Source organism: Agathobaculum sp., from assembly GCF_022775115.1.
GTDB lineage: Bacteria > Bacillota > Clostridia > Oscillospirales > Butyricicoccaceae > Agathobaculum.
Genome location: NZ_JALFLA010000049.1, coordinates 1 through 14,931 on the forward strand (window position 1 = coordinate 1; position 14,931 = coordinate 14,931).

Here is a 14,931-nt window from a genome sequence, read left to right on the forward strand (position 1 = left end):
CTGCCCCTGTTTCCCATGCCTGCATTTCTGTCATAGCGTCTGCTTTTCATCTGCACCCGCCTTTTCTCAGCATGATAGAATCGTGCAAAATAAATAATTATTTTTTTGAATCTTTGGTAACTTTAACCTTGAAATTTACGGTTTTCAACATCTTGGGGAAAGCTTTTGAAATAGCACAATAATTTGGGTGCTTACAAGGGTAAACCTGCCGCACAGCCCGCGGTTTATTCACAATTTGCGTTGAATCTGTGGATAACTTATGGTATGATTGTCATGTATCAATATCGACAGGAGGCGCTCCATGGCCAATAACATATTGGAAATGGCGCTCGAACGCCTCGAGCGTGATTTTCCGCCGTCAAGCCTTTCGGCGTGGTTTGATGATGTGACGGTTGTTTCCTTCGCGGACAACCGTTTGATTTTGCACTCGCCCGTCCAGTTCAAAAAGGAGTTTATCGAAAACAAATTCACCGATCCGCTGCAAAACACACTGCGCGAGCTGACGGGCGACCCCGTCTCGGTCGTTGTGGTGACGGGCGAATACAGCGCGCCGGCCGCGAGCGCCTCTCCGTATGACGATTACACGTTCGAGCGGTTCATCGTCGGCTCGTCGAACAAATTCGCGCACGCCGCCGCCATCGCCGTAGCCAACAACCCGGCCGAGACCTATAACCCGCTGTTCATCTACGGCCAGTCCGGCCTTGGCAAGACCCACCTGATGTACGCGATCGCAAACGTCATCCGCAAGACCCACCCCGCCTACCGCATCATCTATGTCAAGGGCGAGGATTTCACCAACGAGCTGGTCACCGCCATTCAGGAAGGCAACGTGCAGAACTTCCGCAGCAAATACCGCATGGCCGATCTGCTGCTGCTCGACGATGTGCAGTTCATCGCCGGCAAAGAGCGCACGCAGGAGGAGTTCTTTCACACCTTCAACGCGCTGTATGAGTCCAAGCGCCAAATTGTGCTGACCAGCGACCGGCCGCCCAAGGAGATCAACACGCTCGAGGACCGCATGAAGACCCGCTTTGAATGGGGCTTGCTGGCCGATATCCAGCCGCCCGATTTTGAGACCCGCATCGCCATCATCCGGGACAAGGCGGTCAAAATGGGTATCAGCCTGCCCGACGAGGTTTCGGTCTATATTGCCGAAAATATTCAGGCCAACATCCGCCAGCTTGAGGGCGCGGTCAAAAAAATCAAGGCCATGCACGAGCTGGTCGGCGAACGGGTGAACGTGCAGCTGGCGCAGAACGCCATCGACGCGCTCAAAATCGAAAACCCCGGCCTCAACCCGACCCCCGAGCGCATCATGGAAGCCGTCGCCAACTATTTCTATATCCCGGTCGAGCAGATGATCTCGCGCACCAAATCCAAGGATGTGGCCTATCCGCGCCAAATCGCCATGTATATGATCCGGCAGGAGCTTGAATACTCCTTCCCCGATATCGCCAAGATCTTCAAGCGTGACCACACGACCGTCATGCACGCCTGCAACAAGATCGAGGAGGAGCGCCGCAGTTCCCGCGAGACTGAGGACGTCATCAAAAAGCTGCATAACAACATCCGCGGCGAGTAAAAACCATCCACAAAACACTGTGGATGGGCAGTCCTGCCGCTGTGGATAACAAAAGACGCCCTTTTACCCTGTGGAAAGCGCACCGTCCATCCACAGCCGGCTGTGTACGCGATTTTGCCCGCCAGTTCTGACAATTCACGGGTTTTCCCCAATTTCCCCAGCCTCTACTACGACGACTATATCCTACTTCTTTTTCAGAGAGGTTATTTCCTGCTCTCCTGTCAATCCAACAGAATCGAGGAATCTTGATGAAATTTTCATGCGAAAAAGAAACGCTGCTCGGCCTGATCGGCACAGCCTCCCGCGCGGTGACGAGTAAAAGCGCCATGCCGCTGCTTGAAGGCCTGCTCATCACAGCCGAGCCGGGCAGCCTTACCATGACCGGCTACGACCTTTCCATGGGCATCCGCACAAGCGCCGAGGCCGACGTTGTCGAACCGGGCAGCATCGTGCTCAACGCGCGTCTGTTTTTCGATATCGTGCGCAAGCTGCCGCAGGATGAGGTGCATTTGGAAACCGACGACGAGCTGCGTACGACCATCAAATGCGGCCGCGCGGTGTTCAATTTGGTCGCCATCGAAGCCGACGAATACCCCGCGCTTGCCGAGGTATCGGGCGAGACCGGCCTTACCCTGCCCCAGCCCATGCTCAAAAGCATGATCGCGCAGACCATCTTTTCCGTATCGGATAATGAATCCAAGCCCATCCACACCGGCTGCCTGTTTGAGCTGGCGGACAATATCCTACATGTGGTCGCGGTTGACGGCTACCGCCTGTCCGTGCGGCGTGAAACGGTAGAGGGCAGCTTGCCCGACCTGCGCTTTGTCGTGCCCGGCTCGTCCCTGCGGGAGATCGAGCGCATTTTGAGCGAGGAGGACGGCACGGTCGAGATTTACCCCGACCGCAAGAACATCCTGTTCCGCATCGGCCGCACCACGCTCATCACCCGCCTGCTCGACGGCGAATTTCTCAACTATCAGGCCGCTATCCCGACTGAGTTTGATCATATTGTTACGGTCGACCGGCAGGAGCTGATCACCTGCATCGAGCGCGTGTCGCTGATCGTGTCCGAAAAGCTGAAAAACCCGGTCCGTTTTCACTTTGACGGCAGCTATATGCAGCTCTCCTGCATCACCGCCGTAGGCAAAAGCTATGACGAGTGCGGCTTTGAAGGTAAGATAGAGGGGCTTGAGATCGGCTTTAACAACCGCTATGTGCTCGACGCGCTGCGCGCCGCGGGAGACGATACGGTCAAAATGCAGCTCAAGGGGGCGCTCAATCCGGTGGTCATCTCGCCGCTCGAGGGCGACCGCTACACCTATCTGGTGCTGCCTGTGAGGCTTAAGGCCAATGACTGAGGTATACATCAAGGGCGACTGCATCAAGCTGGACGCGCTGCTCAAGTTTGCCAATCTCGTCTGCTCGGGCGGTGAAGCCAAGCTGCGCATCGCCGGCGGTGAGGTGCAGGTAAACGGCGCAGTCTGCACCATGCGCGGCAAAAAGCTGCGCGCGGGAGACCGTGTGACGCTCGACGGACAGACGGTCACCGTCCGCGCGGACTGAGGAGGACGGCGCTTTGAAGATCGACACGCTGACGCTGACGCAGTTTCGCAATTACGAAAACGAACGCTTTGTATTCGATCCGGCGGTCAACCTCATCTGCGGCAGGAACGGGCAGGGCAAGACCAATCTGCTCGAAGCCGCCGCAGCCTGCTCGACCATGCGGCTGTTCCGCACCGCGCAGAAAAAGGAGGGGCTGCGCTTCGGCGCGGATAAGGCCAGCATTCTGGCCGAGTTTGAAGCGCAGGCGCGCCCGATATCGCTTGAGCTGCGCCTGTCCCGCGTCAAGGCGATGGAGATATACAAAAACGGCGTGCGGCAAAAGCGGCAGGCCGACGCGCAGGGACTGCTTAAGACCGTGCTGTTCTGCCCGGAGGATCTGCTGCTCGTGCGCGCCGGGGCGAGCGCGCGGCGGCGGTTTCTGGATACCGCGCTGTGCCAGCTGCGGCCGTATTACGCGCGGTATCTGGAGGAATATAACCGCCTGCATGAGCACAAAACGCGCATTCTGCGGGACAGCGAGGAAAAGCCCTCGCTGCTTTCTTTGTGGGAGGATTTTTCGCTGCGCATGGCGCAGCTGGGCGCGCAGCTCATCCGCTACCGCGCGTATTACTGCAAAAAGCTGCTCGCCGCCGCGGGCGAGGTCTATCAGGACATTGCGCCGCACGAAACGCTGACCGGCCGGTATCAAACGGTTTCGACCGTCACCGACCCCTTTGCCGGGGCGAAGCAGATCGAAAAAGAACTGGCCGACCATGTATACGCGCACCGCGCGGCCGAGATCGCCGCGAAAAGCTGTCTGTCCGGCCCGCATAAGGACGACCTTGTGCTTGAACTGGACGGGCGCGCCGCGGCGGCCTACGGCTCGCAGGGGCAGGTGCGGACATGTACGCTGTCTATGAAGCTGGCTGAGCGCGCGCTGTTCTTTGCCGAGGACGGGGCGTACCCCGTGCTTCTGCTCGACGATGTGCTCAGCGAGCTTGACCGCGTTCGGCAGGATTTTGTGCTCAACCACATCACGGACGGGCAGGTGCTCATCACCTGCTGCGAGGACGATATTTCGGACAAGCTGCGCGCAGGCGCGGTTTTTACGATAAAAAATGGTAAAATAATTTGCTCTTGACAAGGTTTGTGTACACAAACGCGAAAAAAAGTGGTATAATTAGAAACAGGAGGCGGCAGCATGTATCTGCATCTGGGTCAGGATTATATCGTGCCGCTGCAAAGCGTCGTGGCTGTATTCGATATGGACACGGCGACCGTGTCGGGGCGGACGCAAAGGCTGCTCCGGCGCTTGCAGGAGGAGGGGCGCATCATCGAGCTGTATGACGATCTGCCGCGTTCGGCGGTGCTGTGTGAAGGCACGCTGGGCGAGACGCTCTATCTGACACAGCTTTCCCCCCAAGCGCTGCAAAGAAGGGCGGAAAAGGGCTACGCGGTATAGGCGCACAGCGCTGTCCCGCGCAAAACGCGGCTGTTATCTGCCGGAAAGGAAACTGAAATCACATGAGTGAAGAACTGGAAATCAAGGATGAAGTGCTCGATCTGAAGGTGACCGAGACCTACGACGAAAACCAGATACAGGTGCTTGAAGGGCTGGAGGCCGTGCGCAAGCGCCCGGGTATGTACATCGGCTCGACCTCAGCGCGCGGCCTGCACCATCTGGTGTACGAGATCGTCGATAACTCGATCGACGAAGCGCTGGCGGGCTACTGCACCCATATCGAGGTCACGATCGAAAAGGGCGATGTCATCCGCGTCAGCGACAATGGCCGCGGCATCCCGTGCGGCATCCATCCGCAGATGGGTATACCGACACTCGAGGTCGTGCTGACCGTGCTGCACGCGGGCGGCAAGTTCGGCGGGGACGGCTATAAGGTCTCGGGCGGCCTGCACGGCGTCGGCTCGTCGGTGGTCAACGCGCTGTCCGACTGGCTCGAGGCCGAGGTGCGCGACGGCAAGGAAAAGCACACGATGCGCTTTGCGCGCGGCGTGACCGTGCAGAAAATGCAGTCCGTACCCTTTGTCAGCGAGACCGGCACGACCATCCGCTTCCATGCCGACCCGGAGATATTTGAGACTACCGTGTACGAATTTGACGTACTCGAAAAGCGGCTGCGCGAGCAGGCCTTTTTGAACGCCGGCCTGAAGATCACGCTGCGCGACGAGCGCGACGACGAGCCGACTGAGGACGTGATGCATTACGAGGGCGGCATCCGCCAGTTCGTCAAGCACCTCAACCGTACCAAAAACCCACTGCATGACGAGGTCATCTACATCGAGGGCAGCCGCGAAAGCTCGATGGCCGAGGTCGCCATGCAGTATACCGACAGCTATAACGAAACGCTTATTTCCTTTGCCAATAACATCAACACCACCGAGGGCGGCACGCATGAGACCGGCTTTAAGGCCGCGCTCACCCGTGTGCTCAACGAGTACGGCAAGCGCTACAAGATTCTCAAGGACGATGAGTCCTTTAAGGGCGAGGACGCACGCGAGGGACTGACCGCCATTATCTCCGTCAAGCTGCAGGAGGCGCAGTTTGAAGGGCAGACCAAGACCAAGCTGGGCAACAGCGAAATGCGCACGCTGGTGGATACCATGGTGTCCGACAAGCTGATGACCTTCTTTGAGGAAAACCCCTCGGTCGCGCGCACGATCATCGACAAGGCGCAGGCTGCCTCGCGCGCCCGTCTGGCCGCGCAGAAGGCGCGCGAAATGACCCGCCGCAAATCGGCGCTCGACGGGGCGGCGCTGCCCGGCAAGCTGGCTGACTGCATCGAAAAAGACCCCGCGCTGACCGAGATCTACATCGTCGAGGGCGATTCTGCGGGCGGTTCGGCCAAGGAAGGACGCGACCGCCGCCATCAGGCCATCCTGCCGCTGTGGGGCAAGATGCTCAACGTGGAAAAGGCGCGGCTCGACCGCGTGTACGGCAACGATAAGCTCACACCGATGATAACGGCCTTCGGCGCGGGCTTTGGAGACGATTTTGACCTGTCCAAGCTGCGCTACGGCAAAATTATTCTGATGGCCGACGCCGACGTGGACGGCTCACACATCCGCACGTTGCTGCTGACCTTTTTCTTCCGCTTCATGCGGCCGCTGATCGAGCACGGCCATGTGTATATCGCGCAGCCGCCGCTGTTCAAAAACGAAAAGGGCAAGGACGTGCGCTACACCTACTCGGACGAACAGCAGCGCGACTGTCTCGCCCAGATGGGCGAGGGCGTGCGCGTGCAGCGCTACAAGGGTCTGGGCGAGATGGACCCCGAGCAGCTGTGGGAGACGACGATGGATCCGTCCGTGCGCATTCTCAAGCAGGTGACGATGGAGGACGCGGCGGCATCGGACGAGACCTTTGCCCTACTGATGGGCGAAAAGGTCGAGCCGAGACGTGAATTTATCGAGAAAAACGCCAAATATGTGATGAATCTGGATGTATAACCGCTAAAACAGGAATGACCGGGCAGCGCCCGGCCTGTTTTTGAGCGGTCTGAAAAGATAAACTGCGCATCCCATGCGCAGCACGCCAACAACCTTGGAGGCAATCAATGAGTATAAGCTACGAAGAACAGAAGATCATACAGGTCGATCTGGAAAAGGAGATGAAGACCTCCTATATCGACTATGCGATGAGCGTCATCGTCGGCCGTGCGCTGCCCGATGTGCGCGACGGCTTAAAGCCGGTGCACCGCCGCATTCTGTACGCGATGTACGAGGACGGCCTGACTTCGGACAAGCCCTTCCGCAAGTCGGCCACGACCGTCGGTAACGTGCTCGGCCGCTACCACCCGCACGGTGATGCTTCGGTGTATGACGCGATGGTGCGCATGGCGCAGCCGTTTTCGCTGCATTATCCGCTGATCGATGGCCACGGCAACTTCGGCTCGGTCGACGGCGACCCTCCGGCGGCCTACCGTTATACCGAGGCGCGCATGGCCAAGGTAGCCAATTATATGCTGGCCGATATCAAGAAGGACACGGTCGATTTCATGCCGAACTTCGATGAGGAGCGGCGTGAGCCTGTCGTGCTGCCCTCGCGCTATCCCAATCTGCTGGTCAACGGCTCGTCGGGCATCGCGGTCGGTATGGCGACCAACATCCCGCCGCACAACCTGACCGAAGTGATCGACGGCGTATGCTATGTCATTGACCACCCCGAGGCCGAGATGGACGAGATCTGCCAGTTCATCAAGGGGCCGGATTTCCCGACCGGCGGCACGATCATGGGACGCAGCGGTATCCGCGCGGCCTACGCGACTGGGCGCGGCAAGATCAAGCTGCGCGCCAAGGCCGAGATCGTCGAGCTGGCGGGCGGTAAAAGCCAGATCATCATCACCGAGATACCCTATATGGTCAACAAGGCGCGTCTGGTCGAGGCTATGGCGGGTCTGGTCAAGGATAAGCGCGTTGACGGCATCACCAATATTCAGGATCACTCCTCGCGCGAGGGAATGCAGATCGTCGTCGATATCCGGCGCGACGCCAATGCGCAGGTCATTCTCAACCAGCTGTATACTTATACACAGCTTGAGGATACCATCTCGATGATCCACATCGCGCTTGTGCCGACCGGCGCGCTGGGCAAGCTGCAGCCGCGCGTGCTGACGCTGCGGCAGATCATCGACCAGTATATTGTCTTCCAGAAGGACGTTGTCGCCCGCCGCACCCGGTTTGACCTGAAAAGGGCGCAGGATCGCGCGCACATCCTTGAGGGTCTCAAGGTGGCGACCGATCAGGATAACATCGACCGCATCATCGCCATCATCCGCGCCTCGAAAAACGAGGCCGAGGCCAAGGAAAACCTATGCAAAGAGCCGTTCTGGATCGACCAAATCGCGCTGCTCGGCATTGTAGATGGCTCGGAACACTTTGAATTCCATCTGGATGACGCGCAGGCACAGGCCATTGTGGATATGCGCCTTGGCCGTTTGTCCGGTCTGGAGCAGCAGAAGATAAATGACGAATACAACGAGCTGGAGGGCAAAATCACCGGCTATGAGCATATCCTTGGCGCGGACGAGCACCTGCTTGCCGTCGTTAAGGAGGAGCTGCAGGAGATCAAGGCCAAATACGGCGACGAGCGCCATACCGAGATTGCAAACGTCGCTGACGAAATCGACATTGAGGACCTGATTGAGCAGCAGGACTGCGCCTATACGCTGACCCACTTCGGCTATATCAAGCGCCAGCCGACTTCGGTCTACCGTGCGCAGAAGCGCGGCGGACGCGGCGTGTCGGCTATGTCCACCCGCGAGGAGGACTTTGCCAAGAGCATCTTTACCGCGTCAACGCATGATACCATCCTGTTCTTCTCCGACCGCGGCAAGGTGTACAAGCTCAAGGGCTACCAGATACCTGAAACCGGCCGTAGTGCCAAGGGTATGAACATCGTAAACCTTTTGGAGCTTGAGCCGGAGGAAAAGATCACCGCCATGTTCCCAATCAAGGAATTTGCCGAGGATAAATTCCTGTTCTTCGTCACAAGAAAGGGTATTGCCAAGCGCGTCGTGCTGTCCGACCTGCAAAATATCCGCCGCGCGGGTCTGCGTGCGCTCGGCTTAAACGAGGATGACGCACTGGTTGATGTGCGCCTGACCGACGGTGCGCAGAATATCCTGATTGCCACGCATGAGGGGCGCGCCATCTGCTTTGACGAAAATGAGGTGCGCGCGATGGGACGCACAGCCACGGGCGTGCGCGGCATCCGCCTGGCCGAGGGGGATTATGTCGTCGGCGCGGCGCGCGCGCGCAAGGGCGCGTATGTACTGTCCATTACGGAAAACGGCTTTGGCAAGCGCACTCCGGTCGAGGAATACACCGTGCACCACCGCGGCGGCGGCGGCATGATGCTGCATAATCTGACCGCCAAGACTGGTCTTGTGGCCGGTATCGCGGTGGTCGACCATGAAAACGACATCATGATTATCACTGACGGCGGCGTAATCATCCGCACCGGTGTGGAGGAGATACGCGAATGCGGGCGCGGCTCGCAGGGCGTTATCGTCATGCGCACAGGCGAGGATGTCAAGGTCATCTCGATTGCCCGCACCGATAAGGGCGAAGAAAACCCGGCGGAGGAAGAATAAAGGCACTTTTCCGCACACAAACAGCAAAAAGCCCCGCGCTGACGATAGCGGCGCGGGGTTTTTCTGCTCTGTGACAAGAACACGGGCTTTTTCTTGCAACTTTTCCCCCTTTGCGGTATCATAATAAAGAAGAAAAAATCAATCCGGAAAGGGAGTATTTCCATGGAAACGACTAAGATACCTGTCCGAGCCGATGTACCGGAGCAGGATAAATGGGCGATCAGCGACCTGTTTGCGACCGATGACGATTTCCGCGCGGCGCTGGCTGCCGCAAAGGAGTTTGCGCCGCGCGTTGCCGCCTACCGCGGCCGCTTGGGCGAGAGCGGCGAGACGCTGCTTGCCTTTCTGCGGCTGGATGATGAGATCAATCTTGCGCTGGACGCACTGGTACACTATGCCCAGCGGAAAAGCGATGAGGATACCCGCGTTGCCATCTATCAGGAGATGGTCTCGCAGGTCAACCGCCTTGTGGTCGAGATACAGGCGGCCGGCGCGTTTGAAACGCCCGAGCTGCTCGCCCTCAGCGATGAGACGCTTGCCGGTTTTTATGAGCAAACGCCTGCGCTGGCCGATTACCGCCGTCTCATCGACCGTGTGCGCCGTCGCCGTGACCATATGCTGAGCGAAAAGGAGGAGGCCCTGCTCGCCGCCGCGGGCGAGATGGCGCAGTCGCCGGACGAGATCTATTCAATGCTCAACGACGCGGACATGACCTTCCCCGATGCAGTGGACGCGGCGGGCAGCGCCCACCCGGTCACGCACGGCACCTATATCCCGCTGATGCAGTCCTACGACCGGGTGCTGCGTAAATCGGCCTTCGATTCGCTTTATTCGGTGTATGGCAAGTTCCGCAACACCTCGGCTGCAACACTGTCCGCCCAGCTCAAAAGCCTGCTGTTTTTCGCAAATGCGCGCAAGTATCCCTCCACGCTGGCCGCCGCGCTCGACGGCAGCGAAGTACCGACCGAGATATACCACAGCCTGATCAACGCGGTGCACCGCAGCCTTACGCCCATGCATCGCTATGTCACGCTGCGCAAAAAGCTGCTCGGCTTGGATGAGCTGCATATGTATGACCTATATGTGCCGGTGGTCGAGGGGATCGAGATGAAATTCACCTTCGACGAGGCCAAGGAGACCGTGCTCAAGGCGCTCGCGCCGCTTGGCGAGGATTACCTTGCCATTCTGCGGGAGGGATTTTCGAGCGGCTGGATCGACGTGTACGAGAATGAGGGCAAGCGCTCGGGCGCGTATTCGGCGGGCGCGCAGGTGCATCCCTATGTGCTGCTCAACTTCAAGGGCAGGCTGGACGACGTGTTCACCCTTGTACACGAGATGGGGCACGCCATCCACTCCTATCTGTCCAACAAAAACCAGCCGACCGCCTATCAGAACTATGTGATCTTCGTGGCCGAGGTCGCCTCGACCTGCAACGAAGCGCTGCTGATGGAATATCTGCTCTCCGTGACCGAGGACAAAAAGCAGCGCGCCTATCTTATCAACCATTTCCTTGAGCAGTTCCGCGGCACACTGTACCGCCAGACCATGTTTGCTGAGTTTGAGCTTCTCGTTAACGAAATGGCGCAGCGCGGCGAGGGGATCACGGCCGATGCGCTGTGCGCGCTGTACAAGCGGCTGAACGCGCAGTATTTCGGCGCAGATATGGTCATTGATGAGGAAATTGCGCTCGAATGGGCGCGTATCCCGCATTTTTATTATGATTATTACGTCTATCAGTACGCGACCGGCTACGCCGCGGCCATCGCGCTGTCCCGCCGCATTTTGCGCGAGGGAGAAAGCGCGGTCAAGGAGTATCTGGGCTTTCTGTCGGGCGGCTGCGCAGCCGACCCCATCACGCTGCTGCGCGGCGCGGGCGTCGATATGGCGAGCACCGCGTCGGTGGAGGCCGCGACCGCGCTCTTTGACGAGCTGATCTCGCAGATGGAAGCCCTGCTCGGGTGACAAGAATATCGAAAAAAAAGGAGAACTGTCATGCCAAAATTGGGTTTGATTTCGCTCGGCTGCTCGAAAAATCTGGTCGACAGCGAGCATATGCTTTCCCGGCTGCGCGCAGCGGGCTGGGAAATCACCGACGATATGGCCGAGGCCGATGTGGGCGTTGTCAACACCTGCGGCTTTATTGAAAGCGCCAAGACCGAGGCAATCGAAACCATTCTGGAGACCGCGCGGCACAAGCAAGCCGGCAAAATGAAGGGGCTTGTCGTCACCGGCTGTTTGGTGCAGCGCTATGCGGACGAAATGCGGGAGGAACTGCCCGAAATTGACGTGCTGTGCGGCACGGGCAGCTATGAGAACATCGTAGACGCGGCAAATGCGGCGCTTGCGGGCGCCAAAGCCGCGTATATGAACGATATGGCCGCCGCTGCACTCGGGGGTGGGCGCGAGCGCCTGACCCCCTCCTACACGGCCTATCTCAAAATCGCCGAAGGCTGCTCCAACCGCTGCGCCTTCTGCATCATCCCCAAGCTGCGCGGGCCGTACCGCTCGCGGCAGCTGGATGCACTGCTGGAGGAGGCGCAGGCGCTGTCCGACGCGGGCGTGCAGGAGCTGATCGTCATCGCACAGGATATCACCGTGTACGGCATGGATCTTCCTGCACATAAGCGCCTGTTGCCCGAATTGCTGCGCGCGCTGTGCAATATGCGCTTTCGCTGGATACGCCTGCACTATCTGTATCCCGACCAAATCACCGATGAGCTGATCGATGTGATTGCGTCCGAGCCGCAGATCGTCAAGTATCTGGATATCCCGCTGCAGCATGTGTCCGAACGCATCCTGCGCGCCATGCATCGCCCGGGCGGCACAGCCGCCTTCACCGCACTGATTGAAAAGCTGCGCGCGCGCATCCCGGGGCTGGTGCTGCGCACCAGCCTGATTGTGGGTCTGCCGGGAGAAACCGAGGAGGAATTTGCCGAGCTGTGCGCATTTTTGCAGCAGATGCGTATTGAGCGCGTCGGCGTGTTTGAATTTTCGCCCGAGGAGGGCACGGAAGCCGCCGCGCTGCCCGGTCAGATCGACGCGGCGGTCAAGCAGAACCGCCGCCTGATTGTCGAGGAGCTGCAATCGGGCGTGATGGACGAGTATAACATCGACCGTCACCGCACCGAAATGACCGTGCTGTGCGAGGGTTTTGACGAGGAGCAGCAGCGTTACATCGGCCGCACCTACGCGGATTCGATCGAGGTCGACGGCCATGTGTATTTTGAAAGCGAACAGGCGGTGCAGCCGGGCGAGTTTGTCACGGTGTTCATCACCGACAGCTTCGGCCCTGACCTGACCGGTGTGCGCAAGGAGGAAACGACCGATGACGACAGCCAATAAAATTACGCTGACGCGTATCTGCATGATTCCATTTTTCCTGTATTTTGCCTCGCAGCCGCTGCTTGCGCCCGACCCGGCCGACTTTGGCATGGTTTTTCCAACCAATACGATTATTGCGCTTGTGCTGTTCTGCGTGGCGTCGTTTACCGATTTTTTGGACGGCTATGTGGCGCGTAAGTACAATCAGGTGACTGATTTCGGCAAATTTGTCGACCCACTGGCCGATAAGCTGCTGGTCACCTCAGCGCTTGTGCTGCTGACCGAGCAGGGCAAGATTGCGGGCTGGATGGTGTGCATCATCCTCGCGCGGGAGTTTATCATTACCTCGCTGCGTGTTGTCGCGGCGGGTGCGGGGCGTGTGCTGGCTGCCACATGGACGGGCAAGGTAAAGACCTGCGTGCAGATTGGCGGCATTATCGTCATTTATCTGACTTATATTCTGCTCGGCACTACGGGCGGCACGCTGCCGCTGCACTGGTATGTGTCGGCAAATGGGGTAACTGAACCGTATACCGTGCTCATCGCTGGCTGGGTGATGACGTTTGTCACCATCTATTCAGGCTGGGATTACCTGCGCAAAAACTGGGATATTATCAAGGACGGTGCGGTCAGGAAAAAATAAGGTTCTTAATAAGAATAAAGGGGAGAAAGCATTGACTTCTCCCCTTTTCTTCGATAAAAGGCAGAAAAAACCGCCCTTCGGGGCGGTTTTGTGTATCCTGTTAATGAAAAAATGCGCTTACTCCGCCGTGTAGGGCAGCAGAGCGATATGACGGGCGCGCTTGATCGCCTCGGTCAGCTGGCGCTGGTGATGCGCGCAGGTACCGGTCATGCGGCGGGGCAGAATCTTGCCGCGCTCGGACATATACTTACGGAGCTTGCCGGCATCCTTGTAGTCAACGTGCTCGACCTTATCCACGCAGAAAGCGCAGACCTTGCGGCGGCGACGGCCGCGCTGCGGACGTTCAGCACGCTCCGGACGGGGCGTAAATTCCTTTTTGGTCTCTTCCATTGTCGCTTAACCTCCTTATCAGAATGGGACATCGCCGTCGTCGTCAGCCAGCTCCTCAAAATCCGAGCCGCCCGTGGGCAGATCGTATGCAGGCGTGACTTGGGACGCGGCAGGCTCGGGCCGAATCTGTGATCCGCTGTCGTAGCCGTAACCGCCGCCACCGTAGCCGCTGTTCGCTTCGCGGGATTTTTTGGTTTCCCCGAAGGATACTTCGTCGCAGTTTATCTCGATCGCGGTACGGTTATTGCCGTTCTGATCCTGCCATTGGCGGGACTGCACACGGCCGACGACGATCGCCATAACACCTTTTGCAAACCACTGCGAAACAAATTCGGCCTGCCGGCCCCATGCGACGCAGTCGATAAAATCAGTCTGGCGCTCACCGTTTGGGCCCTTGCGGTCGCGGTCGATCGCAAGGCGGAACGAGCACACAGCCATATTGGATTGGGTGTGGCGCAGCTCGGGATCGCGGGTCAAGCGACCCATCAGAATAGCCTTGTTGAGCATGATTGGTTCACCGCCTTAGTCGTCCAAGCAGACGATGAGCGAACGCATGATGCCGTCCGTGATCTTGTAGATACGGTCCAGCTCAGCCGGGAAGGCAGGGGCGGATTCAAAACGGACCAGCGTGTAAACGCCTTCCGTCAGATCCTCGATCGGATACGCCAGACGGCGCTTGCCCCAATCCTCAACCTCTACGTTCGTGCCGTTTGCCTCGATGAGCGACTTGAACTTGTCCTGAACAGCGGCGGCAGCCGCTTCCTCCAACGTGGGGTTGACAATGAAGATCGTCTCGTACTTGCCAGTGATCTTTGCCATGACTTTAGCACCTCCTTTTGGACATTTGGCCCATGCCCCATGGCATGAGCAAGGATACCTTATTATTATAGCGGATGGTGACAGAAAGTCAAGAAAAACCTGAAAAAAATATTGACGAGTTTGTGAAACCGTGGTATACTATCAAGGCTGACAGTTTTGATATTTGCTTGCGTAGCTCAGTTGGTACGCTCGCCCGCAGGCGAGCGCTTCGTAGGCCAACCGCCCGCAGGGTGGCACTTAGGCCGGAGATGAGCAGCGCCGCGCACGCAGAACAAAGCAGCGCGGCAATCGGTAAAAAGTTCATAATTTGCTTGCGTAGCTCAGTTGGTAGAGCAGCGCATTCGTAATGCGCAGGTCGCCGGTTCGAGTCCGGCCGCAAGCTCCAAGCAGCCCCCGTTTTTCTTATGAAATAACGGGGGTTTTTCTTGCGGCTATTATACTACAGCGGCAGGCAGTTAAGTCTTTCCCCTGAAAGGGGGCGTTGCTATGGAATGCCTCATAATGCTTGTAGTATTACCTGTACT

At 58.2% G+C, this 14,931-nt stretch carries 14 protein-coding genes and 1 tRNA gene; 12 read left to right on the plus strand and 3 right to left on the minus strand.

The window, feature by feature from the left end; translation table 11 throughout:
- From MR935_RS06100 to pgsA, 11 genes are all read left to right on the plus strand, one after another.
- On the plus strand, window positions 1-182 hold a 182-nt coding region (locus tag MR935_RS06100), incomplete at its 5' end, for a hypothetical protein (protein ID WP_290571970.1).
- 119 nt (window positions 183-301) lie between these two features.
- The gene (gene dnaA / locus MR935_RS06105; RefSeq protein WP_290571972.1) at window positions 302-1,582 is read left to right on the plus strand and encodes a chromosomal replication initiator protein DnaA; all 1,281 of its coding nucleotides are present in this window, start codon (window positions 302-304) and stop codon (window positions 1,580-1,582) included.
- A gap of 248 nt (window positions 1,583-1,830) precedes the next feature.
- Window positions 1,831-2,940, plus strand: coding sequence for a DNA polymerase III subunit beta (gene dnaN, locus MR935_RS06110; protein ID WP_290571974.1), 1,110 nt, complete (start codon window positions 1,831-1,833; stop codon window positions 2,938-2,940).
- On the plus strand, window positions 2,933-3,145 hold the full coding sequence (locus MR935_RS06115; protein WP_290571976.1) for an RNA-binding S4 domain-containing protein: 213 nt from the start codon (window positions 2,933-2,935) through the stop codon (window positions 3,143-3,145). The genes dnaN and MR935_RS06115 overlap by 8 nt, the downstream gene beginning before the upstream one ends.
- A 13-nt stretch (window positions 3,146-3,158) precedes the next feature.
- Window positions 3,159-4,265, plus strand: coding sequence for a DNA replication/repair protein RecF (recF, locus tag MR935_RS06120; protein WP_290571978.1), 1,107 nt, complete (start codon window positions 3,159-3,161; stop codon window positions 4,263-4,265).
- A gap of 60 nt (window positions 4,266-4,325) precedes the next feature.
- Window positions 4,326-4,586: an extracellular matrix regulator RemB gene (gene remB / locus MR935_RS06125; protein WP_290571980.1), complete on the plus strand. Its 261-nt coding sequence runs from the start codon at window positions 4,326-4,328 to the stop codon at window positions 4,584-4,586.
- 62 nt (window positions 4,587-4,648) lie between these two features.
- A complete protein-coding gene (gene gyrB / locus MR935_RS06130; RefSeq protein ID WP_290571982.1) occupies window positions 4,649-6,589 on the plus strand; it encodes a DNA topoisomerase (ATP-hydrolyzing) subunit B in 1,941 nt (646 codons plus the stop codon).
- Between the two features lie 107 nt (window positions 6,590-6,696).
- Complete coding sequence (gyrA, locus tag MR935_RS06135) at window positions 6,697-9,234, plus strand: DNA gyrase subunit A (RefSeq protein WP_290571984.1); 2,538 nt, start codon at window positions 6,697-6,699, stop codon at window positions 9,232-9,234.
- A 162-nt stretch (window positions 9,235-9,396) separates the two neighbouring features.
- Complete coding sequence (pepF, locus tag MR935_RS06140) at window positions 9,397-11,196, plus strand: oligoendopeptidase F (protein ID WP_290571986.1); 1,800 nt, start codon at window positions 9,397-9,399, stop codon at window positions 11,194-11,196.
- A gap of 30 nt (window positions 11,197-11,226) precedes the next feature.
- Window positions 11,227-12,576, plus strand: a complete 1,350-nt coding sequence (rimO, locus tag MR935_RS06145; protein ID WP_290571988.1) for a 30S ribosomal protein S12 methylthiotransferase RimO — start codon at window positions 11,227-11,229, stop codon at window positions 12,574-12,576.
- Complete coding sequence (pgsA, locus tag MR935_RS06150; RefSeq protein ID WP_290571990.1) at window positions 12,560-13,198, plus strand: CDP-diacylglycerol--glycerol-3-phosphate 3-phosphatidyltransferase; 639 nt, start codon at window positions 12,560-12,562, stop codon at window positions 13,196-13,198. The genes rimO and pgsA overlap by 17 nt, the downstream gene beginning before the upstream one ends.
- Before the next feature lie 117 nt (window positions 13,199-13,315).
- Here pgsA and rpsR read toward each other — a convergent pair whose 3' ends face one another.
- From rpsR to rpsF, 3 genes are read right to left on the minus strand one after another with little or no spacing between them, the layout of a single operon-like run.
- Entirely contained in the window at window positions 13,316-13,588 is a 273-nt protein-coding gene (gene rpsR, locus MR935_RS06155) for a 30S ribosomal protein S18 (protein WP_031473842.1), read from the minus strand.
- 18 nt (window positions 13,589-13,606) lie between these two features.
- The gene (locus MR935_RS06160; protein WP_290571993.1) at window positions 13,607-14,095 is read right to left on the minus strand and encodes a single-stranded DNA-binding protein; all 489 of its coding nucleotides are present in this window, start codon (window positions 14,093-14,095) and stop codon (window positions 13,607-13,609) included.
- Window positions 14,096-14,110: 15 nt separating this feature from the next.
- Window positions 14,111-14,407, minus strand: a complete 297-nt coding sequence (gene rpsF / locus MR935_RS06165; RefSeq protein ID WP_290571994.1) for a 30S ribosomal protein S6 — start codon at window positions 14,405-14,407, stop codon at window positions 14,111-14,113.
- Between the two features lie 309 nt (window positions 14,408-14,716).
- Here rpsF and MR935_RS06170 point away from each other — a divergent pair.
- Window positions 14,717-14,792: transfer RNA gene (locus MR935_RS06170), tRNA-Thr, on the plus strand.
- The last annotated feature ends 139 nt before the right edge of the window (window positions 14,793-14,931 follow it).

Bases quoted from the DNA above. Each gene is read 5' to 3' on its own strand.
- gyrB (WP_290571982.1), top strand. From the start codon at position 4,649: ATGAGTGAAGAACTGGAAATCAAGGATGAAGTGCTCGATCTGAAGGTG.
- MR935_RS06160 (WP_290571993.1), bottom strand. From the start codon at position 14,095: ATGCTCAACAAGGCTATTCTGATGGGTCGCTTGACCCGCGATCCCGAG.
- rpsR (WP_031473842.1), bottom strand. From the start codon at position 13,588: ATGGAAGAGACCAAAAAGGAATTTACGCCCCGTCCGGAGCGTGCTGAA.
- pgsA (WP_290571990.1), top strand. From the start codon at position 12,560: ATGACGACAGCCAATAAAATTACGCTGACGCGTATCTGCATGATTCCA.
- rpsF (WP_290571994.1), bottom strand. From the start codon at position 14,407: ATGGCAAAGATCACTGGCAAGTACGAGACGATCTTCATTGTCAACCCC.
- dnaN (WP_290571974.1), top strand. From the start codon at position 1,831: ATGAAATTTTCATGCGAAAAAGAAACGCTGCTCGGCCTGATCGGCACA.
- remB (WP_290571980.1), top strand. From the start codon at position 4,326: ATGTATCTGCATCTGGGTCAGGATTATATCGTGCCGCTGCAAAGCGTC.
- MR935_RS06115 (WP_290571976.1), top strand. From the start codon at position 2,933: ATGACTGAGGTATACATCAAGGGCGACTGCATCAAGCTGGACGCGCTG.
- gyrA (WP_290571984.1), top strand. From the start codon at position 6,697: ATGAGTATAAGCTACGAAGAACAGAAGATCATACAGGTCGATCTGGAA.
- pepF (WP_290571986.1), top strand. From the start codon at position 9,397: ATGGAAACGACTAAGATACCTGTCCGAGCCGATGTACCGGAGCAGGAT.
- dnaA (WP_290571972.1), top strand. From the start codon at position 302: ATGGCCAATAACATATTGGAAATGGCGCTCGAACGCCTCGAGCGTGAT.
- rimO (WP_290571988.1), top strand. From the start codon at position 11,227: ATGCCAAAATTGGGTTTGATTTCGCTCGGCTGCTCGAAAAATCTGGTC.